General features: G+C 62.5%; 15 protein-coding genes. 5 read left to right on the top strand and 10 right to left on the bottom strand.

Features of this window, described 5'->3' with window-relative positions:
* Window positions 1-330 precede the first annotated feature (330 nt).
* The 5 genes from Q0283_RS15350 to Q0283_RS15330 all read right to left on the bottom strand — a co-directional run bounded on the left by Q0283_RS15350 (window position 331) and on the right by Q0283_RS15330 (window position 5,994).
* On the bottom strand, window positions 331-1,233 hold the full coding sequence (locus tag Q0283_RS15350; protein WP_298045431.1) for a hypothetical protein: 903 nt from the start codon (window positions 1,231-1,233) through the stop codon (window positions 331-333).
* 229 nt (window positions 1,234-1,462) lie between these two features.
* Entirely contained in the window at window positions 1,463-3,121 is a 1,659-nt protein-coding gene (locus Q0283_RS15345) for an ATP-dependent helicase (protein WP_298045430.1), read from the bottom strand.
* A complete protein-coding gene (locus Q0283_RS15340) occupies window positions 3,118-5,040 on the bottom strand; it encodes an ATP-dependent endonuclease (protein WP_298045429.1) in 1,923 nt (640 codons plus the stop codon). The genes Q0283_RS15345 and Q0283_RS15340 overlap by 4 nt, the downstream gene beginning before the upstream one ends.
* 491 nt (window positions 5,041-5,531) lie before the next feature.
* A complete protein-coding gene (locus tag Q0283_RS15335) occupies window positions 5,532-5,795 on the bottom strand; it encodes a hypothetical protein (RefSeq protein ID WP_298045427.1) in 264 nt (87 codons plus the stop codon).
* Window position 5,796: 1 nt separating this feature from the next.
* The gene (locus tag Q0283_RS15330) at window positions 5,797-5,994 is read right to left on the bottom strand and encodes a hypothetical protein (protein ID WP_298045425.1); all 198 of its coding nucleotides are present in this window, start codon (window positions 5,992-5,994) and stop codon (window positions 5,797-5,799) included.
* Between the two features lie 141 nt (window positions 5,995-6,135).
* Here Q0283_RS15330 and Q0283_RS15325 point away from each other — a divergent pair, with 141 nt between their 5' ends.
* The 3 genes from Q0283_RS15325 to Q0283_RS15315 all read left to right on the top strand — a co-directional run bounded on the left by Q0283_RS15325 (window position 6,136) and on the right by Q0283_RS15315 (window position 7,899).
* On the top strand, window positions 6,136-6,438 hold the full coding sequence (locus tag Q0283_RS15325) for a helix-turn-helix domain-containing protein (protein ID WP_298045423.1): 303 nt from the start codon (window positions 6,136-6,138) through the stop codon (window positions 6,436-6,438).
* A 103-nt stretch (window positions 6,439-6,541) separates the two neighbouring features.
* Window positions 6,542-7,165, top strand: coding sequence for a hypothetical protein (locus Q0283_RS15320; RefSeq protein WP_298045421.1), 624 nt, complete (start codon window positions 6,542-6,544; stop codon window positions 7,163-7,165).
* Window positions 7,162-7,899: an RES family NAD+ phosphorylase gene (locus tag Q0283_RS15315; protein ID WP_298045420.1), complete on the top strand. Its 738-nt coding sequence runs from the start codon at window positions 7,162-7,164 to the stop codon at window positions 7,897-7,899. Before Q0283_RS15320 ends, Q0283_RS15315 begins: the two co-directional genes overlap by 4 nt.
* A 99-nt stretch (window positions 7,900-7,998) precedes the next feature.
* On the opposite strand, the gene Q0283_RS15310 is transcribed toward Q0283_RS15315, so the two are convergent.
* From Q0283_RS15310 to Q0283_RS15295, 4 genes are all read right to left on the bottom strand, one after another.
* Window positions 7,999-11,460 carry a DEAD/DEAH box helicase family protein gene (locus Q0283_RS15310; RefSeq protein WP_298045418.1) on the bottom strand — a complete coding sequence of 1,154 codons (3,462 nt, stop codon included), beginning with the start codon at window positions 11,458-11,460 and terminating at the stop codon, window positions 7,999-8,001.
* 121 nt (window positions 11,461-11,581) lie between these two features.
* Window positions 11,582-12,517: a restriction endonuclease gene (locus tag Q0283_RS15305; RefSeq protein WP_298045417.1), complete on the bottom strand. Its 936-nt coding sequence runs from the start codon at window positions 12,515-12,517 to the stop codon at window positions 11,582-11,584.
* Window positions 12,514-13,686 carry a restriction endonuclease subunit S gene (locus tag Q0283_RS15300; protein WP_298045416.1) on the bottom strand — a complete coding sequence of 391 codons (1,173 nt, stop codon included), beginning with the start codon at window positions 13,684-13,686 and terminating at the stop codon, window positions 12,514-12,516. Before Q0283_RS15300 ends, Q0283_RS15305 begins: the two co-directional genes overlap by 4 nt.
* Window positions 13,683-15,203, bottom strand: a complete 1,521-nt coding sequence (locus Q0283_RS15295) for a class I SAM-dependent DNA methyltransferase (protein WP_298045414.1) — start codon at window positions 15,201-15,203, stop codon at window positions 13,683-13,685. The genes Q0283_RS15300 and Q0283_RS15295 overlap by 4 nt, the downstream gene beginning before the upstream one ends.
* 190 nt (window positions 15,204-15,393) lie before the next feature.
* On the opposite strand from Q0283_RS15295, the gene Q0283_RS15290 reads away from it, so the two are divergent.
* Entirely contained in the window at window positions 15,394-18,633 is a 3,240-nt protein-coding gene (locus Q0283_RS15290) for a hypothetical protein (protein WP_298045412.1), read from the top strand.
* A complete protein-coding gene (locus Q0283_RS15285; RefSeq protein ID WP_298045410.1) occupies window positions 18,630-24,056 on the top strand; it encodes a DEAD/DEAH box helicase in 5,427 nt (1,808 codons plus the stop codon). Before Q0283_RS15290 ends, Q0283_RS15285 begins: the two co-directional genes overlap by 4 nt.
* A gap of 126 nt (window positions 24,057-24,182) precedes the next feature.
* On the opposite strand, the gene Q0283_RS15280 is transcribed toward Q0283_RS15285, so the two are convergent.
* The gene (locus tag Q0283_RS15280) at window positions 24,183-24,812 is read right to left on the bottom strand and encodes a recombinase family protein (protein ID WP_298045409.1); all 630 of its coding nucleotides are present in this window, start codon (window positions 24,810-24,812) and stop codon (window positions 24,183-24,185) included.
* Window positions 24,813-24,892 lie beyond the last annotated feature (80 nt).

The raw sequence follows: 24,892 nt of genomic DNA, 5'->3' as shown, positions 1-24,892 counted from the left end.
GGATCGACCGGCGGGTGCTGTCGGGAGACCCAGTCCGGCGTCGCATCAAAGGAACCTTTAGTAAGACATGCTGCACGGCGTGTTCCGAAGATGTGAGCTTCCGCGATAGGCGAGGGGCCTCGCGAAAATAAATAGCGGCACGGCTCATTTCTTGAAAAGCAAGGGGTCTTGGGGCTGATGGGGCTCACGACGAGGGCCGTATCTGTGTTCGGCAAGGATTCCCCACCGAGCAAATCGCATCATGACCATCCCCATCGAAGAAGCGGTGCTCTATGAGCTCGGCTTTACCTTGCGATTATGGGGGACACCGGAACTCGAGGAAGCTTCGGGTCAGTCTTCAGAGTGGAAGGTGTTGCCGGAGAGCGCCGTGTGCGCGTCGTGGTTAACACTCAACGCCTGCTGTGCGGCTTGCGCGAACTCCTCGGCAGAGACCATCAAGGGGGCGATGGCTCCATCCCGGAACGCCAACTCTTGGGGGTGCACCTCTGGCAGCCGCCCGAAATCCACCTCGTACGGATCCGGACATAGTCGTACGGCGCGACCAGAATCAACCTGCGCGTGGATGATCGGCCATCCTGGATGCCACACAATCGTGGCGTTAACGCCGCTCAGCCCGAATGACCGGCTCATGAAATTGAGGTCTTCACCATCGACGACCAATCGCGGAAGAGCGATGTGCTGTTTGAGGACGGGCACAGCGTCCTCGGCGTTCAGGTTGCGACGAGTGATGTATACCGAGAAGCCATCGGGAGGTGTTCTCCCCGCGCGCATCCACTCCAGCCACTCAGGCCGGACGCTCCCAAGCGTGGGCAGATCAGGGTCTCGCTGCAGCCCAGGATGATCGTGCCTGGCAGCCGGGTGCGCTGAGAGAATGCCGACCTTCAAAAGCCATCGGCCTAGGGCCGCGCACTCATCGGCAGACAAGACGAGTTCATCGGCGGAGTCCTGATGGCCAAGCAGCCGGCGCACGACAGGTTTTGCGGGCTTCTCGATCGTCGTGTCGAGAGTCGAATTGCATTCTTCGCAGCACGGGACATGGACACTCTGCAACGCGCTCGAGTTGTGCGGAGTCGTTCGGTCACGCTTCGTATATACAACCCCCGCACGAGCTGTTGTGAACGGCCCCTGCCCCTCGAAGTCGGCAATGAACCACCTCGGCCAGACATGTTCGCCGACGCCGACGCTCGCATTGGGGCAAAACAGGCACGTGTTCTTCGGGAATATGTTGGCCACGGAGGCACGATACCCGCCGGTGCGATGGCAACAAATCGCACCATACAAGTAGCGAGCACCGCCATCCTGGCCCGCAGCCGGCGGGGGCAAGTTGGTGCGCATCGACGGAAGGCGACGAGCTTCGCCTCCAGTTCGCGTCGGCCTCGTCGACACTCGCCAGCCCAACCGAGTCAGCGGTCGCCCGCGGACCCATCGTCACTCCCAAAGTGGCAGGCCAGCCACACCCTTGCTACTCGTCTAGCGCGTAATTGAGGAAGGTCTCGTGCGCAGTGCGATTTGCGTCCCACCGTCCGGTGTGCCCGTGGGGACGTCTGCGGTGCTCCACACAGGTAAGGGTGAGTTGCGTCTTCGCGCGCGAGACGCCGACGAAAAACTCCGCCATCGCCCGATCGGGTTTTCCCCAGAATGTCTCGTTCTCGACGCCAAGGATAATAACGTGTTCGAACTCGAGGCCTTTGCACTTGTGAATCGTGAGGATGCGAATGGCGTCGGTGTCGGAAAGGTGCTGAACCGCCACTGACGGATCAGGAGCGAGGCGCAGCGCTGCCTCGAAAGCAAGCAACGCCTGATCAACCAGATCATCGAACCGGGAGCCCTGGGCGTATCCAGGTGAGAGCGCGAGCAGCGCCGGGCGGGTCACCAACCTGATGAGCTTGTCCGTCCAAGCTCGCCAGAACGCAAGCTCACCCGCGAGTTCCGGGGCGGCCCGCAGCGCCCTGCGGGCCTCCTGAAGGAGGCGTTTGAGTTGCCGGTCGAAACGGAGCGCATCTTCCTCTGACGCGTCAGGTCGGGACGCAACGCGCATCAGCTCCGCATAGGCGGTTGGCTGACGGTCGTCGGCGACCACGCGTATGAAGTTGAGGATGAGAGCCGCGGCGGGCTCAGCGGCCAGGTCCTGCTCAGTCTGCTCGTTTCGAAATGGAATGCCGCGTGTTGTTAGTGCGTCGAAAAGGGGGGCACCCATTAAATGCGGTTGTTGCCGGATCAGGATCGCGATCTCGGCTCGCGGAGTACCTGCGTCGATCTGTGTTTTGACAAGATCAGCGATGTACTCGGCTTCCTCAACGTCGGAGCCGAACTCGCAGATGTTGATGACGCCGTCGTCACCGGCGAGGCTCCCAATGTCGCTGGCAGCGTCGGGATCCATGTCGGCGATCATCCGGTTCTGCATTCGTCGCAGCCGTGGCGCGGATCGGAAGTTCTGGTAAAGCGGGAGGGATACCGCGTCGAAGTCGTCGGCGAATGTTTGCAGGATTCCGTCAAGAGCGCCAGCGAATGCCATGATGCGTTGTTTGACGTCACCGACCGCCGTCAAGAGGGCGGCGGACTCGCCGAACGCGACCTTGATGAGCTTGTACTGGGTATCGGTGGCGTCCTGAAACTCGTCGAAGAACACGTGGCTGTAGGTCTGGCGGATGCCGCCGCGGGCATAGAGGTTCTTCTCGAGAATGTCGAGTGCGAGCGGCACCATGTCATCGAAGGTGATCTGTTCTCGCTCGATCCGAGTCTTTCGGTCGACTCGATAGTCTGGGTTCAGGGCGTCCGGTCCGGTTAATGCAAGTCGGTAATTGTCAATGATTCGTTTCGCGAACGCGTGGAAGGTGAAGCTGTCGAATCGGGCCGCATATCGGGCGCCGGACCGGCGTCGCACTCGTTCGCGGAGATTCCTGGCCGCGTCCACCTTGAATGACACCGCGAGGATTCGTTGTGGATACAAGCAGGCACCGGTGCGGAACAGGAAATCCGCGCGCTGCGCGAGAAGCTCGGTCTTGCCCGCGCCCGGTCCCGCTGCAACGACGACGCTGCCGGTGCTCGCTTTCACCGCCGATATGGCGTTGGGTTCGAGGGTTATCCCGTCGACTGGGGTCCAATCCTCCGGGCTGATCACTCCGGCAGCTCCTTCAAGCGGGCCCGCACGTGTTCAACGAGTCGACCCAGGACGTCCGGGAGCCCGTCGTTGAGCTCGTCGTCGTGGATCATCGAGAGGGCCGCCAGATGGGTGGCTGGTTTGCTACGCAGATCGAATTTCGCATGGTAGTCGTCAAACAGGCCGCGCACGTCCTCTTCGAGACGGTCTTCACCGGCATGCTTCTTTCCAAGGACGGCGACGATCGTCTGATCGTCGGGTGTGCTGCGCTTCGCGTTGTATGCGGCGGGAAAGGCATCGAGCATCATCAGGTCCAGGTCGACCGGGTTTGAGAAGAACACGCCATGCTTTTCAAGTACACGCAGAGCAGACTTTCCCTCCTTCTCGTAAACCGGGAAGTCCAGATCATCGTTCCACTGCGGCAGGCGATCAATGTGTTCCTGCCTATACGTCTGCTTGGTCTTATTGATCTGTGTCAACGCATTGCGCACGCGTCCCCACCCGCCTTGGTACCGGCCACTGTCTAGGTCGAGTAGGGTGACGTGCGGGATTTGCAGGTCGTTCAGGAGCCGCCAGAAGTGATTCACGTGCCGACCGCCGAGGGGTACCACGGACACGGAGGCGTCGTCTTCTGCTATGCCAGCCGCGGCCAGGACTCGGGGAAGCACGACCTGCTCGCTGGCGCCTTCGCCGAGAACCACGAGGCGTGAGAAGTACAGTTCCGGATAAGCTTCGACGGCCTCCTGGACGTATTTCGCGGCTTCTTCGTCATTTTCCGGGAGAGAGATGCGGTCCACTGTCGTTTCTCTCTCGTCGTTCAGTCGCAGGAAGCAAATAGTCTCCGGGTCGACGCGACGCAGCAATGTCGGCGCATGCGTGGCCACCATCGCCTGCACGTCTCCTTCAGCGCACGCGCCGCGCAACTGCCGGATGATACGGCCGAGATACTGCGGCGCGAGGCTGTTCTCGGGCTCCTCCAAAGCGATCACTGTGTGTACCGGCGGTCGCAGTCTGTCTGGATCTAGCGACGGTTCCTGGCCTGCGAGCACCCGTCGCGCGAGGACTTGCCACGACAGCACCAGTGAGATGTACAGCAGCGACTTCTGTCCATCGGAGAGCCGCTCGAAGGGCAACGCCGCTCCGTCATGGGATGGGGAGAAGGTGACGGTGAGTTGACGCAGGACCCCTTCGATTTCGCCTCGACCGAATGCGATAGCTGGGTCGGTGAAGAACGCGCCGGTATGCAGGTTTTTCCATTCGGCAGAGAGCCCGACACCGATGCTCGCTACCGCCGCATTCGCGGTCAAGGTCTTCGTGATCTTGTCGCTGAGCTTGGTGAGCGTGCTGCGTTCCACGGCCCAGTCCGCGGCACGGAGTGTTCGCCCAATGACTGACGACGTCGTGTAGGCGATGTGTTCGCTCGGATCCCGGCGTGCCGGAAGATAGTGCACCTCGATATGGCCCCGATCGTAGCGAGACATCGACTCGGTCTTCTCAGGGTGCCCGGACTCATCGGCATCCAGGACGTACTCAATCTTCTCGTCGACGACTCCGTCCGGCGCGAGCGTCGCGGTCAGACGCACGCGGACTTGCGGGACGCCGTCTTCGGTCGCGATCCGCATATGTGAGAAGTTGGGAGGCACCGACGCATGCCGTCCATCCTCCGCACTCTCTGGAAGAATCAGATCCACCTCAATCCACAACGTCGACGACGCGTCGTCGGTCCCTGTGTCGGCAATGCTGTGCGGAACATGGAAATCGCTGAGCCGAATCGCGCGCTGTGCCGCAATCGGGCTAAAGAGCCTGGACAACGCCTCGAGAACCGCGGTCTTTCCCGCGCCGTTCGGACCCAGCACGTAGGTGAGGTCCGACAAATCGATCGCCGTTGAGTCCGGGCCGAACGACTGGAAATTGCTCACTCTCAACGTGACGATCTTCATAACGCCTCCAGCCCGCCTATACACCCTCGAGGTTTCAAAGAAGGGAAACTGGCAAGTCAATGCAGACTCGCCAGTTTCTATGATCCCCCACCCGGCTCCCGGGTCGCGGATTGCAGCTGCCTGTAGTGGTCGCGTGGTGGGCCTACCGGTCCAGTCCGGTGGTAGATGAGCGTGAACTAGCGTGCCCGGCCCGGGGGGCGTGCAGAGCCTCGAGGGTCACTGTCCTCCCTCGTTGGTGGGTGCCTGTATGCGCAGCTGGCCCGTTGCTTCGGTGGAATGCTGCGCGGCGTCCGTGAGGTGGTGCGGGCGGTATTCATGAGGCTGAGGGCCCGAGGTTCTTTGCACGATCGAATCACGAACAGGACAGGTCTCCCAGAATGGGTAACCATGATGCCGACTATGGAAAACGACAGATCTGAATCATTCCATTGATGCGCCGCCCCGGCGCCGGGGCGATCATGTTGACTGCCAGGAGCCGGGGCGGAGCGTGACTACTTGACCTGCATCTTGATGGGCGTGCCCTTGGCGATGTGCTCTGCGTAGCGGGTGAGCTCAGGGTCGGTGAACTTGCCGCCTCGGGCCTCAACCGCCCGCTTCAGCGCCGGCTTGATCTGCGAGACCGGACGGCCCTTGTAGCGGCGGCCCACGTCGTCGAAGATCCGCTGGTAGTCCGCGGTGACGTCATTAACGGCTGACTGGACCTGTTTCTTCAGGTCCCTCTCGAAGTTGCCCGACATGGTGAACTTCGCTCTCATCTCAGACCCATTGCCTGATGGTGGTGTCCGGGTGCCTCTTGGCGTAGGCATTGGAGAGGAACTTTCCGGTGATGGCCGACCGGTTCACCGGCTGTGCGTTCGAGGTTCCCCTGCCGACCCGCTCAGTGGTGGTGGTCTTCGGGCTTGCCTTGGCGGTCTTGGGGCTGACGAACTGTCCTGTCTTGGAGCTTCTGCTCACTCGGCGTGCCACGTAGCACTCCTCCGTTCCGGGCCGTAACCCGTCAAGAGCACTGCGCCAGACCGGTTAAGGTGAGGCCATAGTGTCCAGCTATGAGCCGAGCCCTAGACCAGTCCACCCCGGATTGATCTGGGGCTTTCGGTGCTCTACTACAAGTCTACGGACGAGGGCGGGCAGGTTTCTCTCCATCCACAGGCTCCCCTGTGGACGGATCCGAATCTGGGACCACTCGGCTCGTATCGTGATCTCAACGGGCGCCAGCCGGTGTCCCAGAATATGGAGAGACATGATGAGATCTCTGAGTTGATGCGGGTCGGCCAGGGCACCGTGCTGCGGTGGATAAATGAGCACAAGCTGCCAGTGGCCTCCGTAGGATCCAAGATCCGCCGTGTGTTCTCTGAGTTCCGTGCGTGGCTGTTGCAGGCCGACGAGATCGAGGACTGATTTGGTCGATCTCCAGGACCGAGCTGGTAGTCAAGGCTGAAGCGCTGTAGCATCTTATGTTCGCTTCGATACATCGCTACAATGGGGTACTGGAGGTGGCGTCATGAGCGCACAGGTCCCCGAGAGGGTAGAAGTCACTGAAGAGGCCGGGCATGTTGAGGTGACTGGCGTCAGCAAGGATCGCGTGCAGCAGGCCCTTCAGTTGCTCCAGGTCGCTGAGGGCATGAAGGTCGCCGCCCGCGACAACCTGGCGGCGTCGATCAATCAGCTCATGCTGAAGGTCAATATGCCCGTGGTGCCAGAGGCCACCCAGCGTCAGATCCTGCGAAGCGCCGCCCTGAACGAGGAACTGCTCGGAATGGGCTACGAGACCCACGAGTCACTGGCGCAGTTTAGGCACGTACCACCGTCCTCGGTGCGGACATGGGTATCGCGCCTGCGCAAGAACAACGAGCTGTTCACCGTGAAGCTCAACGGCAAGACGCTGATCCCCTCGGTGCAGCTCACCAGTGCCGGCGAACTCCGACCGGAGGTAGCCGATCTCGTCCGGCCGCTGAGCGAGGCCGGACTGGACGGTTGGTCCCTGTGGGCCTGGCTCTGCAAGCCCACGGGCCTGCTCAGCGACAACGTTCCTGCCAAACTGGCACATACTGATCCTCGGCGCGCCCAGAAGGCCGCTGAGAGGTATGCCGCTGAAATCCGCCGGGCCCAGTCGAACATCGCGTGAGCATCCAGTTCGACCCCCAGGATCTTGAGTGCCCGGACCCGGACGGATGCACTGTGGCCGTGACCGAGCTGGTGGAGCTGGCCCGTTCCGGGGGCCTTCCCTCGGCGCCGTTCTTCTCAAGCCGGCGTTGGTTCCGCGTCTATGACGCACGCGACGGCTTCGGCCAGCCCAACCCAGGATTCGGCGACACCCGGTTCTCACCGTTCGACGCCCTGGAATCCGGCCGCAGGGTGCCGACCCTGTACCTGGCCCAAACGCTCGAGGCGGCCTTGCTCGAGACCAGTCTTCACAACGTGAGCGTGGGGTCCCGGGTGGTGTCGGAGATGTCCCTGCTCGGGAAGCTGCACGCACAGGTGTTACCGCCCAGGGACCTACAGCTGGTCGACCTTCGCGACGAGCAACTCCAGGCGCTCGGCCTGGACCGGATGAACATCGCCAGCAGCTCCTCGGAGCACTACCCCTGCACCCGGCAGGTGGCCCGGGCGATCCATGCCGACCAGCACCTCGACGGGATCATCTGGCACTCACGCCAGGCTGAACTCACCGAACGCACACAAGCCGAGGTGGCCGTACTCTTCGCCGACCGTGTGCCCCACGAAAGGGGCCGGTGGAGCCTGTCCCCGGCGCGCAACGCCAACGGCTCTCTCCTGGAGGGCACCGGGAGGCTGTTGCTGGATCAACTCGCGGAGTCGCTGGGCGTGACTATCTCCGCAGAGCCACGTCTGGATAACTGACTACGATCGCGCAGAAGCCTTCGGGGTGCACCGCCTGATCACAGAGATAGAGAGGCGGGGTTCTCGCAGGGCTACGAGTCACAGGCTGAAATATCAGCGTTAGGCGATTTCTCCGACAACATCCTCCGAGGCCGGGAGACTCGTGTTCCCGAAGCGATTGACGATGTCGAATATTCGATCGACTGTGTCCGCGGGGAAAAGGTCATCGGGTCCATGAGGAGCGATTTCCGTATACGGGGGTTCGTAGAGCGCGCCGGCCGTCATGCCGCCACCGCGGGTGAGTTGAGCGATCAGCATGTTCAACAGCTTCAGCTGACGGGTATTCAGCGTGCTTTCGGAGATGAACTCGGCAAATGCCTCTTGGACAGCTTCGGGGTCCAGGCCCACTAACGAGCGGATGAATCCGGCGAGGTCACCGGCAGCGGCGCGTCCCAGGTCTTCGCGGGATCCGGCACCGCTGTCCAGGAGTATCTGCTCAAGTGCTTCGAGGTCGGTCGCGGTCAGCGCACGGCCGCGGCGCAGCTTTTGCATGGTGATGTGTTGGAGGTGCTCTTGTAGATAGAGCGCCGCTCGCTCACGGTAATAGGAGACGTCGAAGGCGGACCGTTTGACGCCCTCCAAGTCCACCTCGGTGAGTTCGCCGCGGACGTCCTCGAAGTTCGTGTAGACGAGCTTGCGCTTGCGCCTCTCAATGAGCGGCACGAGATCCCGTAGTTTGCGTCTGACCGTCTCGAGCCACAGGGGGTCCACGGCGGTCCATGCACCGTCCTCGGACTCCATTTCCACGACGGCGTCGATCACGTCCAGCTGCGCCGCGATTTTCGGGATGTTCTGCTGGTCCTTGAGCGCCGCGGCGATCTTAACCAGCTGGGCGCCCAGTTGCGCGAGGCCGGCCGTGTCGCCGTTGAGCGCCGCGAGTTCGGCCTGCAGGACCAGCAGGTCGAATCGCTTGGACTCTTCCTGGCCTTCACCCGGGACCACAGCGGCCAAGGGGGCAAGTTCTTGGTCGACGACGGCGGCGTCGAGGTCGGTGAGCTTCTCCCAGGCGGCATCCTCGGCGAAACGCTCTACGGCCGCTACGTGCGGCCTGACCAGGAAGTTGTGCCGGGGTAGCCCGCGCACGGTGGAGCCGAGGTGCGACACGAGATCACCGCGGAATCCACTGTCGTATCCGGCCAGCGCAGCGGTACGGAGCAGCTGGACCCGGGTCGTGAAGGTTTTCGCGGCCAGGGAGCGTCCCAGGGTGGCATCTGGTGCGGAGAGCCCGGCGTTGAAGAACTCGGCGTTGCCGCAGACGTCGAAGACGAGGAAGTCGGTCTTGGGCTGGTCGGGGCCGTAGAGGTCGGGCCGAAGTCGGGTGCCGCGGCCGATCATCTGCCAGAACTTCGCCTTGGACCGGACGGGCTTGAAGAACACCAGGTTCACCACGTCGGGCACGTCGATACCGGTGTCGAGCATGTCGACGCTGACGGCGACCTGCGGGTCCTTGGCCGGGTCGGAGAAGTCGTCGATGAGCCGCTGGGCGTAGTTCACGCTGTGCGTGATGACCCGGGCCAGGTTACCGGCCTGGGCAGGGTAGTTGGCGTCGAAGCGTTCGACGATGAACCGGGCGTGGTCCTGGTTGCGGGCGAACACGATGGTCTTGCCGAGCTTGTCCCCGCCGGCCACCTTGTGCCCACGGTCCATCAGCACTTCGAGCACCTTGTCCACGGTGTCGGCGTTGAACAGCCACCGGTTCATCTCCGGGGCGGCGACCTCGTCCGGGATCAGTCCGTCCTCGTCCCATTCCTTCTCGTCCCACTCCGCCTGCTCCTCGGGGGAGAGGTCGTCGTAGCGAACGCCGGTGCGCATGAACCCGACCGGGACGTCGATCACCCGGGGCGGGACCAGCCACTCGTCTCTGACGGCCTCGTCGAGTTCGTAGGCGTTAGTGGGGTTGTTGTTCTCGATCCCGAACAGGGCATAGGTGTTGCGGTCGACCTCGCTGTGCGGGGTGGCGGTCAGCCCGATGACCAGGGCGTCGAAGTAGGCGAAGATGTGGCGGTACTTCTGGTAGACGGAGCGGTGGGCCTCGTCCACGATCACCAGGTCGTAGTAGCCGACCCCGCGCCGCTGCGGACCGGTCAGCTCGCCTGAGGTGGAGGCATTGATCAGGTTCATCATGGTCGGATACGTCGAGACGTGAATGCGGCTGCCTGCGTCCTCGTCGCTGCCCAGAATGGCCGGTGAGGACCCGGGGATGAGGTTCTTGAACGCGCGGGCGGCCTGGGTGACTAGCGCGTTTCGGTCGGCGAGGAACAGCACCCGTTTGACCCACCGGTTCTCGCTGAGCAACTGGGTCAGGGCCACCACGGTGCGGGTCTTGCCCGTGCCGGTCGCCATCACTAACAGTGCCCGGCGGCGTTTTGCGTCGTCAAAGACCTCCGTGACGGCGCGGATGGCCTCGTGCTGGTAGGGGCGGTCGGCGATGCCGGCCGGGATCGGCGCCTGAGCCAGCGGATGGCGTTGGGTCCGGCGGTCGACCATGAGCTGGAGTTCGTCGCGGGTGTGGAAGCCCAGGACCTCCCGCTCCGGATACACGGTGTCCTCCCAGAGCCAGTGCCGGTAACCGTTGGAGTAGTAGATCACCGGGCGCTGCCCGTAGGCGCGCTCGAGGCAGTCGGCGTAGTACTTGGCCTGCTGCTGCCCCGCGTGGGCATCCTTCGAGGTCCGCTTGGCCTCCAGCACGGCCAGGGGCTTCCCGTCGGCCCCCCAGAGCGCGTAGTCCACCGCGCCGTCCCCGTCCAGGGTCCCGGCTGCCGTGGGCATGGTGTGGACCGGGAACTCGCGCACGTTCGGCGCCGTGACGTCCCAGCCGGCCTCGGCCAGGTAGAGGTCGATGTACTCGCGGGTGCCGGCCTCGGTGTAGTCGTGCTCGTCCGGGATCTTCTCATTGGCCTTCTTCGCGGCCTCGACCTCGGCCTGCAGCGCCTGGATCCGCGCCTCGTACCCGGCCTCCTTACGGGCCGCCTCCTTCAGCGCGGCGTCCTTGGTGTCGAGCTTGGCCGCCAGGGCCTCCGCCTCGGCCTTGGTCAACTGCACGACACCGGCAGCAGGTTTGGGGGCCATCAGCGCTGGGTCGAAGCTGGTGCCCGAGGCAGGGCGGGCGCCGGGGTCAGTGGTGTAGCGCGTGGCCAGCCACACGCTCACGTGGAACAGCTCGGCCACGACGTGCGCGGAGATCTGCGTGCTGACCGGCTGGGTCCCGTGAATGCCCTTGTTGGCGACCTTGCGGATCGCGTGCATCTTGTCGCGAACCATGGGCGGGACCAGGGTCTGGAACCGTGGCTCGGTCAGACGGTTGTTCAGGTCGTCGTGCAGGGGCACGCGCAGGGTCGGGTCGGCGGTGTAGAGCCACTCGACCAGGGCTTCCAGTGCCCGCCGGGCATACAGCAGGGAGCTTCGGGGGTCCCGCAGGGCGTAGGTTTCGGCGGCCCGGGCGTCGCTGAACACACCCGGCCACTGGGCAGTCAGAAACCCGTAGTTGGACTCGTGTCCGCCACTGCTTGCGCCCTGTTCCATTCGCTTCCCCTCAGCCGCGCCGAGCCACACCTATCACCCGATGCTATCCACTGACCGGGCCGTCACAGGGCATAGTCGCACGTCAGTGGCGTTCCGAGGGTCGACAAAACCGGGGTAGGCGTTATTCGAAGAAGTCCTCGTCGATGCCCACCACGTCGTAGCTCTGCTCCACCTGGACACCGACGCGATACTTGATCATGAGCGAGACCAGTCGCTGGCCATCGATGAGGATCACCCTGGTCGGAATGCTCTTCGCGTAGTCGTGGGCGTTCTGGGTGAACGTGCTGGTCGTGATGAACACACCTCGGCCGGCCCCGAACCCGTGCAGCGCGCCGATGAACGCCTGAATGGTCTCCCGGCCGACGTTATTGCCCTCGGCATAGCGCTTGGCCTGCACATAGACCTGCTCAAGGCCCAACGCGTCCTGGTCGATGACCCCATCCACGCCCCCGTCGCCGGAACCACCGATGCGCCGGCCCCGCTGCTCGGCCCCGCCATAGCCCATGGCCAGCAGCAGCCGGACGACGGCCTCCTCGAAGAAATCCGGGTGGCTCTCGCGCAGCCGCACCAGCAGAACCTCGCCCACCTCGGATGTGATCCGGTTGATGCCGGTCTCGATCTGCTCGATCGGATCGGCGGCGTCCGGCAGGGATGACTCCGGCACGACGTCGGCAGCGTCCTTCTGCACATGCGGCCAGTACGGCGCGAAGATCCGGTTCGCGTCGGAAAAGCTACCGATGCCTTCGGGGTGCTCGACGAGCCAGGCGCGGCCCGCCTCAGTGATGCGGTAATTGGCCCGGATGGGACGTTCAATCCAACCGGCCTTGAAGAGGTTGCTAATAGCCCAGCCGATCCGCTGTTCCGAACGCAGCCCGCCGGAGTTGAGCGTCTCAACCCGGGCCGCTTCCGAAAGGTCAGCCGCGTCGATGGCACGCCCCACGATGTCGCGCCGATGCAGCGTGCTCCCGTCGGACAGCACCGCCAACACGTGCCGCACGAAGAAGGGCCAGATCGGCACCTCGGACTCGAGTGGCTCAGAGTTCACCGCGGCCGTCACAGTTCCCCCTTGAATGCACGGTCTTGCAGGGACCGGAACAGGTTGTCGAGTTCGTCCAGCTGAGCGCGATGCGCGGATTTCAGCTTCTCCACACTCCTGACACGCTCGTCGAAAGCGCGTTGATGTTCTTGCGCCGGGACCGGAATCGGCATCTTTCGAACGTCGCCAAGATTAATCCCCCTAACAGCAACACCTTTGGTGTGTCGCGCCATCCAGTGCTGAAAACTCGGCATAGATAAGCATTCCCGTACGTAGGTGGGATAGGCGCCGACTATTGCAAGACGGGCGGTATCTTGCGTGATGTTGGCGCCATCTAGCCAAGCGGGAACTAGAGCAAATCGACCCACGTGGCCTCGGATCGACATGAGCAAGTCACCGGGCCTAAGTGCGGAACGTTGATACTTCGCCGCGATCTCGTCCGTCGTGGATCTAACGGTGTCTTGTCGGATACGTCCGCCTTGGATATCGGTCACTCGAACGTACTTGACCCCTTGTGGTTGGTCAGGTCCTGGCATCAGGATTCCATACGTAACCGGGCGTTGAGGATCAATCAGTTCGGCTAGTTCCTTTACACGCGCGCCCTTCGGGTTCTCGAGCGGATCCCCAAACATCTCGTGAAAGATGGACTGACTGAGGGCATCGAGGTGGGCGATGGCTGCGCGGCGCTTAGCCCGGAGGGCATCAGCCTTGTCGAGGATGTCGGCGATGCGGTGCTGCTCGTCCATGGACGGCAGCGGGATTTTCGTGCCAGCGACGTAATCGGCTGGCACGCGACGTTGACCCCCGCTACCAGTCATACGCAGTTCGCCCGCCGCTCGGAAATGAGGTCGGCGAAGGAAATGAAGCGCGTAGCGTCCGTCGAGTTCAGCCCCAGGACGAACAACATGAAACTCGGTTGACCCCGCCCCGTAAGTCTCCGAGATAGTAGCCTTGCCAATCTTGCCGTTCTCAAAGCAAGGCGTGATCTTGGCGACCAATAGATCGTTGGCTAAGAAGGGGGTGTATCCCGTTCGCACCTCTCTGACTCGCCGCTGTTCTTCAGCGACTACCCTTCCCCGCTCATCACTTAGGTTTGCCATACCGACGAATGAGACAGCATCGTCGGGCTTCGCCTCTGGGGTCCATCGCGGGTTGACCTGAGCAACTTCCGATAGCGCGACAGTCCTCACGCCAGTAACCCCTTCAGTTCTGTGAGTCCCTTAGCGATGTCCTCATCGAGCACCTCGATGTCGGCGATGATGTCCGCCGGCGCGCGGTGCTCGACTTCGTCGTATTCGATCTCCTTGTATCTGTTGATCGACAGGTCGTACCCGTTCTCGGCGATTTCCACCTTGGGTACCACGAAGGAACGTTCGGTGCGCGCTCGGCTGAGTTCCGCCGTCGTACGTTCCTCACCGGAATCACCGCAGAGGGCGCGCCACCGCTCGAGCACATCGGGCAGGTCGCTAGTGTCCAGCGGAGTGCGCTTGTCATCGAGGCTGAAGCCGTCGGAGGTGACGTCGTAGAACCAGACGTTCTCGGTGCCGCCGGAGTTGGTGCGGGTAAAGAACAAAACAGCGGTGGAGACGCCTGCGTAGGGCTTGAACACGCCGGACGGCAGCTTGATCACGGCTTCCAGTAGTTGGTTCTCGACGAGTTCCTTGCGCAGCTGTTTGTGCGCGTTGGAGGAGCCGAAGAGCACGCCGTCGGGCACGATCACCGCGGCGCGGCCGCCGGGCTTGAGCAGGCGCAGGAACAGGGCCAGGAACAACAGCTCGGTTTTCTTGGTCTTGACGACCTTGAGCAGTTCCTTGGACGTGTTCTCGTAGTCCAGGCTGCCGGCGAAGGGCGGGTTGGCCAGGACGATGTCGTACTTCTCCTCGTCGGCCGAGTGCAGGTCAGCCAGGGAGTCGCGGTTCTCGATGACCGGGTTCTCGATGCCGTGCAGCAGCAGGTTCATGGCGCCGATGCGCAGCATGGTGGAGTCGAAGTCGAAGCCGTGGAACTGCCCGTTGTTGAAGAACGCCCTTTGGTCAGGGTCGAACATCAGGTCCGGGTTGTGCTCGCGGAGATGTTCGCCGGCGGCCATGAGGAAGCCGCATGTGCCGGAGGCCGGGTCGCAGATCGCCTCCATCGGTTTCGGGTCGCGCATCTCCACGAGGAGCTTGATGATGTGGCGGGGAGTGCGGAACTGGCCGTTGGTGCCGGCGGTGGCGATCTTAGAGAGCATGTACTCGTAGAGGTCGCCCTTGGTGTCGCGGTCCTCCATCGGGATGCGGTCGATCAGGTCCACTGCCTTCTGCAGCAGGTGATCCTTGGTGATGGTGAAGCGCGCGTCCTTCATGTGGTGGCTGTAGGAGGAGTCGCTGCCGTCGGACTGGCGGGTGAGCTCCTCGCGCAGGAAGGGGAAGATGCTTTGGCTGAAGACCGTGAACATTTCGGTCTTGTCGAAGTTCTTGAACTTCGACCAGCGCAGGTCTTGGTAGGAGCGGCCGAACTGGTCCGTGCCGTCGGGGAAGATCGGGTGCTCGAGGTGCTCGCCCGTGCGGGCGGCCTTGCGCTCGGCGGCGGTCTGCGCGTCGTCCAGGCGCTTGAGGAACAGCAGGTAGGTGATCTGCTCGATGACTTCCAGCGGGTTGGAGATGCCCCCGGACCAGAATGCGTTCCAGACGCTATCGACTTGGGACTTCAGTTCACCGGTAATCACATCCTTCAGCGTATCGGGCGGCACTGATGAGTCGATCCACGCGCGATCGTGGACGCCGGTGTCTGATGGGTGGGGCTCTACTAGCGTGCCTACACGGAATCCCCACGTGAGAACCACTTGGAACGCCTGATTAGGTCTTCTCCCCTGCCTATTCTGGGTTAGACATCACATTTGGCCTTGGGAGGACTGCATGACGGTACACACCGTTGACCGAAACCAGGAGAACCTGAGGCATGAGACGCAACCGCTGAGTCGGCGCTTGCGCAACTCTCGCAAGTGGGGTCCCTTCGAGGAATACCTGAAGTGGAATGAACAGGTCAACCAGTACTTCCTACGGGAAGACATGGAGAGCAAGCCGCTCTACCTGGACCCTCAACCAGAGCTGTACCGCCATCTGGAGGAACGCTTCGGACTGGAGCACGGACGGGGCAAGGACCGATTGCTCGAGGTCGTCCGCAATGTCATGAACTCCTCTTCGTCATCCAAGGAACTCTTCGCCGTCTACGCAAGAGAGGTCACCCTCTGGGTTAAGAATGCCCGTTCCCTGAGCAACCGAGAACGATATGAAGACCGTTCCGAACCCCCACCGGTCACCGCACTTCTAGTGACCACGGTGATTGCCGCGCAATCCATGCAAGAGTCCACCCGAGACGGAAAGTACGTTTCATCGACGAACTACTACAACCACTTGCTCGCCGCCTTTGGACTGCAGGAGGCAGACAAGGAGAAGCTGCGCAACGACTTCCGCGTCACGGAGGATTTCTGGGAAGCGTTCAACTGGTGGCTGGAGGACATGGAGGGGCGGTTCGGCCTTCCCACTGCCCATGCCAACCACCACCGCTACGTCGGCCTTCCGGTATCCCAGGCCATCATCCGCATGGCGGATCGCCAGGCATTCCAGCGAATGTTCGCCCAGTACGCACTACTGCCCGGTTCCCTGCTCTCCCCGGTTGAGATGGAGAGCCTGATCGACGAATGGACGAACATCCATGGATCTGGTGCCGGCAAGGAATTTATCCAGAAGTGGAACCAGGCTGCGGACGTCCGAGAGCGAATCGCCGAAACGGCTATCACAGAATTGCGGGCTTGGGATGGTGATGTAGATCGGGTCGAGCGCTCGAGCTCGAGCATCGGGCTGACCTCATCGCTCGGTGGATCGGAAACCACGTGGGTGCCACTGGCCATGGTGCTCCGGGGACGTCACGGTGATAGCGAGTCCGCTGACCTGGGGCTAGCCCTTCGTCGAGGCGGTGACATGCAGTCCTGGAGCCTGGTCCACGAACAGGGCGAGGTTACCCTGAGGCCCCGCGAGCTGTCGTCAACGCACGTTTACGCCGCGGGATACGAAATCGGCATTGATTCCGGCCAACTGCTGACGCGGGAGATCCGGCTGACCGGACCCGACGGGCGGGTCATGCAACGACGCCCTCGACATATCGTGCTGCTCGTCCAGGACGAGGCAGCCGGCGCATACCTTGAGACCCGCCGGGCCGTCTCCGGAGCTAGGCATCGGATCCTGGTCAGTCCAGATGCATCCCTGGACATGATCGAGGAATTGCGCACCCTGCTGACGCTCACCTCATTCGCCGGGAACAAGGATCTCCGCGTTGAGGGCATCGACCAGGATTGGTTGATCATTGACGGCTTCATCCCTGGTGCCGTCGCCAACATCGGAGACTTCACCTCCAGCGAGGTCACCGCTCTCATCGCGCCCATCGAGACACAGTTCACCGTGCAGGGCGGGCTTCGGCTTCCGGGCCGATTGAAGAAATGGCATGCAGCGGCCCTTCCCGACATCATCGTCACGACCGCTCCTTCCACGAAGGCCTCGTTCGAGGTGTGGCTGACCCCTGGGGCCCAAGGCGAAAAGGTGACCGTCCTGCAGGCGGGCATCTCGGGGCCGTGCATCGTACAACTGCCGGATTCCCTTGCAGCCGGGGATTATCGTGTGTCGCTGCACAAGTCACGAGGCGGAAGCAAGAGCTCGAATCCAACGCCACCGCTGCAGACTGAAACTCTGCGTCTGCGTACGGGCACGCAACAGGACTACGAAGGGCTCGTTCGCCATCAGGGAGCAGCCCACGATACTCGGCCCATCTCTGCAGCAAGCGCGCTCACAGGGATTGACGCCGCGGACATCACGGTGCTCGGCGTCGACGTGCTGGCAGAGGAAGGGAAGATCTTCGACGGCGGCCTGCCGAGTGAAGTCGACTGGAGCGCCCTGCATCACCGACAGTCCACCAGCCGGGAATCGCTGAGCCTGCCGGCGCCAGCGCCTGATGCGTGCATCGTGACCGGATCCCACGTGTTTCAGTTCCCCACGTTCATCGATGGCAAGACGAAGGGAAAGTGGCAGACCGGCACGTGCAGCCGATGCGGCGCTGTCCGTCGCACGCCCATCAACTGGGTAGATGCCATGAAGCCGGAGTTTCGACGTGAATACGAGGAGCGACGTGGCCGGGCCCTGAACGCGGTTCGAAACGAGGCCTCCGGACAATCGAAAGTGGCCTTCGCGGAACGCCTGCCCGAAGTCCACGTTCATGACATCCGTACGGATGTTGTGAGCGATGCGCTCGTTCACACGCATAGCGGCGACATCGCGGCGCTTCAGGCCATCGTCGCTCAATCGGGAGCAAACACCGGTGATCAAGCCAACTTGCTTCGTGACCTCAGTGCGTTAGGCCTGATGGAGACGACCCGGGATGATTCATTCCGTAGGGAGCGCTGGGAGATCACACCGCCGGCACTACTCATGCTGGCCAACGGCAGAGTGGCACTTGGGGGCGGTTGGTCACTCGAGCGCATGGCGGGTCTCCGAGCTGTGGTGGATGACCTGGAGGCAGAACTACACCCCTCCCGCTCGCTTGCCGAACTGCCCACCGTCACCGGCGCTTCGGCTTCCGATCTCCTCGAGTACATCGAACTGGACGGCGTGGACAACGCCGAAGAGTCTTGGAGGCTGATCGCGGGCCAGCTGCCGGCCCTGTCGGAAGTCGCTTCCAACCTGCCGCGACGCAATATGCGACTCGAGCAGGGTCCCTTCCAGAGGTTCCAACTCGATTCCCTCGCGTGGATTGACGTCTCCGGATGGGACGCTCCGGGACTCTACCGACGAGACCGCGGCTACCACCGACGCGACTACTGGTATCGGACGGAACATGACGTAGAAATCGGTACTGCGGCCGCTGTCGACGTGGAGTTAGGCAAGCATCTCCTGGCCCAGGCCGCCGGGAGGACGCTACTGGGATTTCATCACGATGAGCAGATCCTCACCACGCCGCTCGGGGCACGTCTGCCAGAGCTGTACGAGCGCGCTGCCGTCTTGAGCAGTGGATGTCTGCCAGAGTCATCGCCAGGCGGTTTCCACCATGCATACCGCGATGTCACCGACGAACTCGCCGCCGCTCTCCGCGCAAGGATGTCCTCATGAACGCGCTGACCCCCATCACCCTCCTGGACAACCTGTCGGATGCGTTCCTTAGCTACTACGAAACCACCTTCCGTCTCCGGGATCCCGGGTTGGCTGCTGCTCGAAGGAACCTGCTGACCGCAGAATCAGCAGTTTTCACCGAGCCGCTCATCGAGCCGGTTCTGCCGTATCCAGGAACAGATGTCGTCGGTGATGTCGCAGCCTCGGCCGGTATTGATCCGGACGTGCTCGGCGCCGTGACGAGTGCGGTGTTCGGCATCGAGGACTCCAGCAGTGAGGTTCGCCTACGCCGACACCAGACAGAGTCTGTCATCCATTCGCTCGGACCACCCAGCGCTCAGAGGAACGTCGTCTTGACATCGGGGACGGGCTCTGGAAAGACCGAGGGATTCCTGATCCCAATCCTGACGCGACTGGTCCAAGAGTCGAAGGCTTGGGGAGCCCCGTCTCCTGTGAATACGTGGTGGGAAGCCCGCTCCAAGCCTGAACCCGGCCTTCGCCGGGACGGTTCCCATCGGCCGGCAGCCATGCGGGCCATGATCCTGTATCCCACCAATGCCCTCGTCGAAGATCAGCTGGTCCGACTCCGTCGTGCTCTGCGTGCCCTGGAGAACCGCGATCCGCGAGCCCGCATCTGGTTCGGAAGGTATACCGGAAGCACCCTCGGGTCTGCTCGTGCAACCACCATGAGCGGCAAGAAACGCGACTATCGCAAGGACGCCCAGGCCATCAAAGAGTTGATGGAAGAGTTTGACGCCGTCGCGCGCGAAAAGGGCGGGTCCGTCCTCTCCCTCTTCACGGATCCTCGGCGGAATGAGATGGTACACCGTCGGGATATGGTTCTGACGCCGCCAGACATCCTGGTCTCCAACTACGCCATGCTCAATGTGATGCTCATGCGCGACCACGAAGACCGCATGTTCGACCAGACCCGGCTTTGGCTCCAGAGCAGCCCTGATTCCGTATTTACTCTCGTGGTCGACGAACTACATACGTTTCGAGGCACGGCGGGCACGGAAGTCGGTCTCCTTCTTCGTCGATTCCTGGAGAGAATCGGACTTTCACCGAGCAGTCCCCAGCTGAGGATCATCGCTGCGTCCGCTTCCTTGGAGCCGAATGAGGAAGGTCTGGCCTACCTGGAAGATTTCTTCGGGGCGCCACGGGACAGCTTCCTGGTGACAGCCGGACAGGCAATGGAGATCCCCGATTCGGTCGACCTTTCCGACGTCGAACTGCGAGTTCAGAAAGCGGTGGATTCCCATGCCCTCTCCGTGGCAGTGGCTGCTGCATGCCGAGACGGTGAAGATCCATGGCGATTTCGGCCGACGTCCGTCAGCACCATCGGCGGGAAACTGCTACCTAACCTGCCCGAGGAGCAACGTGCCGAGCGAACGGGCGAGATACTTTCCGCCATTGCCGGTGCGGGGGAGGTGTCAACCGTGCCGTTGCGCGGCCATCTCTTTGCTAGATCCCTCTCCGGCCTGTGGGCATGTATCAATCCAGAATGTCCGGAGGCTCCTGAGCAGGAGTCGCCTCGCATCGGGCGATTGTCGACGGCGCCAGCGACAGCGTGCCCGGCATGCCAATCCCGGGTCTTAGAACTCCTTTTCTGTAATGAATGCGGTGACATCAGCCTCGGGGGGTACGTCAACCGAGATCCCGATTTACCCCACGCTGAGATGTTGTCAGCAACCCCCTTCGAAGTTGTGAATGCCACCCCTCCAGTCCTCAGTCAGCGCAAGCGAAGTCAGTATCGGTGGGTTTGGCTCAAGGGGGCCGCACAGGGTTACGCGACCAAGGAGTCGTGGACCAATGGTGGAGAGAAAGTCCAGGTGCGTGGTGTCCATCTCCAGCGATCGGGCAGGCTGGACCTGCTCCCGCATCTGGACGAGATCAACGCTTATGTAGTCCAGATCGACTCCGAGGGATCTGGCCGACTGCCTGCCTTGCCGGACCGGTGCCTGGCCTGTGCACAGCAGGCAACGACACGGCAAATGGACTTCTCCGAAGACGGAAGCGTCTACAGTCCGATTCGCGGCCACCGCACGAACTCGGAGCAGCTGACGCAGGTATACATGCGCAGTCTGCCCTTGTCCTTGGGCGATCGTCCCGAGGATTACCGCACCATTGTCTTCACGGACAATCGTGACGCGGCGGCCCGGGCCTCCGCGTCCCTAAACTTCCGTCAATACCAGGATGCCTTGACGCAGGCCTTGGCCCGCGAGCTGACGGTGGAGCCCAGCCTCGACCCTAACGAGACTTTGCAGGCGGAATTCGGTGACCGGGCGGCACGGCGGGCAATGACCGAGGAACAACGGGACTTCATTGCCCGGTTGCGAGCCATCTGCCCGGATTGGGAAGACCTCTATGAACGAGAACTCGAAGGGGGAACACGGCCGGCCCCTCTCCTCGAGGCCATTACGAGACTATCGGGGCGGTCCTGGCTCAAGGTCACCGAAGCGGTGTCCCACCGGCTCGTAGAACTCGGCCTCAGCCCGGCCGGCGTTTCCCGCAGCGCCAGACATTACCCCCTAGATGCTGGTGCCGACAAGAAACCGTGGTTCCGTGCCTTCGAACCCGGCTCGCAGGATGACTGGCATCGTGACATTTCCGAGCAGGCCGCCACATTCGCAACTAACTCCCTTCGCGCTCTCGGCAACGAGCTGCTTAACGTTGCCTTCGACGGTGCGCGTCGGGACATCGAGAGCGCCGGTATTGGTTACTTGAAACCGGTCCTGGATATCGAAACCCTGCCTGGGTTGGATAAGGATGCCACTCAGGAGCTCCTTGCCTCGGTGTTGCGCATTCTTGGCCTGGCCGGCTTCCGTCCCAAGGGGCGACGGTTTGGCGGATATTCGAGCATGCCGAGTGCCGTCAAGAGTTACCTTGATGCGGTGGCGGTGCAGCACGGTGCTGACGATGAGTCCCTTGCCTCTGCAGTCTCGGAAATTCTCGCCAACGTGGTGGTCACAGACAGCTGGGTTCTGGAGATCGGAGCAGCTTCTCAACCAGTCGTCGTGGAGTCCGGGGACGGGACGATGCATCGCTGCCAAAATTGTCAGTTCCTGCACATGCACCCCTCAGCTGGAGTGTGCGTCAACCATGGTTGCAACGGCGTGGACATGGAGGCACTTGTCAATGATCGTGAAGGAGCCAACTTCTACCGCCGTCTAGCGGACCAACCGTCCCGCAAGATTGCCACGGCGGAGCTGACGGCCCAGACGAGACCGGCTTCGGAAGCCCGGCGCAGGCAGCGACTGTTCCAGGGAGTTGCACTAACCAACCTCCAGGAAGTCGAGAGGGCCGACTCGCTGGAAGTGCTGAGCGTTACGACGACTATGGAGGCCGGCGTCGACATTGGGACACTCCGCAGCGTGGTCATGGCGAACATGCCGCCGCAACGGTTCAACTACCAACAGCGAGTAGGGCGCGCCGGACGATCCGGCCAGCATTTCTCCTTTGCTGTCACGAGCTGCCGCGATTTCGAACACGACCAGTATTACTTCAAGCACCCCGAGCGGATCACCGGGGACCCAGCGCCACAGCCCTATCTGATGACGAATCGACCACAGGTGGCACGGCGCGTCCTGGCGTCGACCGTCCTGAAGGAATGCTTCGCCAGTTGCGCGGAAGCCAAGTGGACACCGGATAGCAGTCACGGCACGTTCGGGACGGTGGAACAGTGGCGCGATGGCATCACCCGTACTCACGCAGCACAGTGGCTAAGCAATCACGCAGATTGGGTAAAAGACATCGCCGACATCCTCTTCGAGGGGCTGGCGCTGAGCAGAGATGACCGAGCGGGAATCGTGGATTCCGTTCTCGTGGGGCTCGTCGCAAGCCTCGACGGGGCCGTGGAACGGGAGGCTGGCACAACGTCGGATGGAGACAGTCCCGAAGAGCTATCAGAAGTCGCGGCGCGTGGCGGCATTCTCCCCTTGCATGGTTTCCCGACAATGGTCAGGAACCTGTACCACTCCATTCCACGACTCACGGCCGGCTCGACAATCTCTCAAGCAGTTCAGGACGCTACGGTGGCTGACCGGGACATGGCCTTGGCTATTAGCAACTATGCGCCCGGGGCCAAAGTCGTGCGGGACGGTCTCGTGTACACGGTCGAGGCATTGGCTGATTTCGCGCCGCCCCTGGATTCGAAACCGCCAGCATTCTTCCGCAGCGCTGCTTCCACAGGCCCGGTGATGTGGCTGTCCGCGTGTTCTTCGTGCGGATTCGCGGCTCTGGCAAATGACGTGGCCAATGCACCGACGCAGTGCCCGACGTGCTCCGACGTGCTCACGCCGGTGCGCCTGCTCGAACCAAAGGGATTCATGTCCGGCGAACCGAGAGAGTACCGGGGCAGTGCATATTCCCTGACAGCGAGGGCCCAAGAACCGAGTTTCGTTCCGTTGGGTGACCCAGCCTCTCAGGAACGGATCGGTGCGCTCGATGTGCAGCGGTTCCCCCAGAGCCAGATCGTGTCCTACAACGACAACCGGGGACAGCTGTTCACCTTCACTCAAGATCGAGGCCGACTAATTGCCGACATAGAAGGGCGGAAAACCGGCACGACCGGCAAGCCTTTCGGTAGCGCCGCCATCGGATACGTCAGGGTGACAGATGCGGTGACATTCGGGCTCTCCGGTGTCGATATTCCGGGCGGCGTCGTTGCACAGGATCCCACGGTGCTGCCGGCCGGTGTGCGCGCTTATCACTCCTTCGCCGAGATTCTGCGCCGAGCAGCGAAGTCAATTCTCGACATTGACCCCCAAGAACTGCAGAGCGGCCTTTACAGCACAGAGGATCAGAAAACGAGAACGCGAGTCATGCGAATCTTCTTGGCCGACGCCGCGGCTAACGGCGCCGGCTACGCCGAGGAATTCTCTCGCCCCGAGAACCTCAAGAAACTATTGCAGGAAACGCGAACGAGCCTCACCGCCGACTACGAGAAGCGGTCCCATGCCCGCCAGTGTGATGTTCTGTGTCCGGACTGCCTCCAAGGGTGGGACAACCAACGTTTGCACGGAGCGCTCAACTGGCGGTTGGCCTTAGACATGATTGATCTAGCCGCCGGCTCACCCCTCAAGACGGGCCGATGGTTCGGAAACCTGGGGCACTTCGAGGCATTCCTGGCGGATCTCCGTGGTGCCGGAGAAAGCGTCCAAGTGAAGTGGTCAAGGGGGCCGAGCGGGGTGCCCGTCGCTACCGATAAGGATCGATCGCTCGTGTTCTCTCATCCCTTGTGGCGTCGCGACTCCGGCAACCCCGCGGTGGAGCACGCTGAAACCCTGCGAAGCGAAGGACAAGTAGCGGTGGTGACGGATCCGATTGAACTGGCGAGTGCCCCGATCCTTGTCTTGCAGGGACTCATGGCGGCTCCCACGAAGAAATCTGAGTCGGTTCCGTCTCGGCGGTGGCAATTGTGAAGTGCCAGCGGGTTCGCCGACTGTGCTCGAGCCCGCCACGAGTGCTCCGGAGACCCCATGGGGACTTCTCACCGAGCCCACGCGCATCCGCGAGTGTCGGCTTCAGGATGTTGTGGGGACGCCCGGTCACTCCTGCCGTGTGTCGGCTTGGTTGGGGTGGTGGTTTTCGGCGGTGAGGGGCCGTGGTGGGCGAGGCGGGAGGTGTCGGTAGAGGGTGGTCCGAGTGATGCCGGTTTTCTCCACGATCTCATTGATGGTGTGGCCCTCGTTGCGCAGGTGCTCCGCGTAGGCCAGTTTGGTCGGATCGACCACGCTGGGCCGACCGCTCCGCCGGCCCTTGGCGGTGGCCACGGCCCGGGCGTGAGCGGCGCGTTCGATGGCGTAGGTGCGTTCCATCTGACCGAAGAGGGCGAGCATGACCACGGCTAGTTGGGACATCGGGTCCTCGGGGTTGGAGGAGTCGACCCGGATCGGGTCGGCCAGGTTCCGCACGCCCACGCCGCGGTCGGCCAGATCGTGGATGAGGTTCAGGGTGTCCCTCACGGTGCGTCCGAGCCGGTCCAGGGTGTGCACGACGATGAGGTCGCCCTCCCGGGCCTGGTCCAGGGCAGCGTGGAGCCCGGGGCGGTTGGTGTTGGCACCGGATTTCTTGTCGACATAGATCCGCTTCGCCGTGATGCCCTCCTGACGCAGGGCATCGATCTGCCGGTCGAGGTCCTGTTTTGTGGTCGAGACCCGCGCGTAGCCGATGTCCATGGGCACACTGTACCGAAAGTCATCTGTGTACGCTCCGGGTGGGACGTCGTTTTGGGTTTAGTTCTGGGACGCAAATCCGC

The organism is uncultured Citricoccus sp. (assembly GCF_937871995.1).
Classification (GTDB): Bacteria; Actinomycetota; Actinomycetes; order Actinomycetales; family Micrococcaceae; genus Citricoccus.
This window is presented reverse-complemented; position numbering and strand designations above follow the sequence as displayed.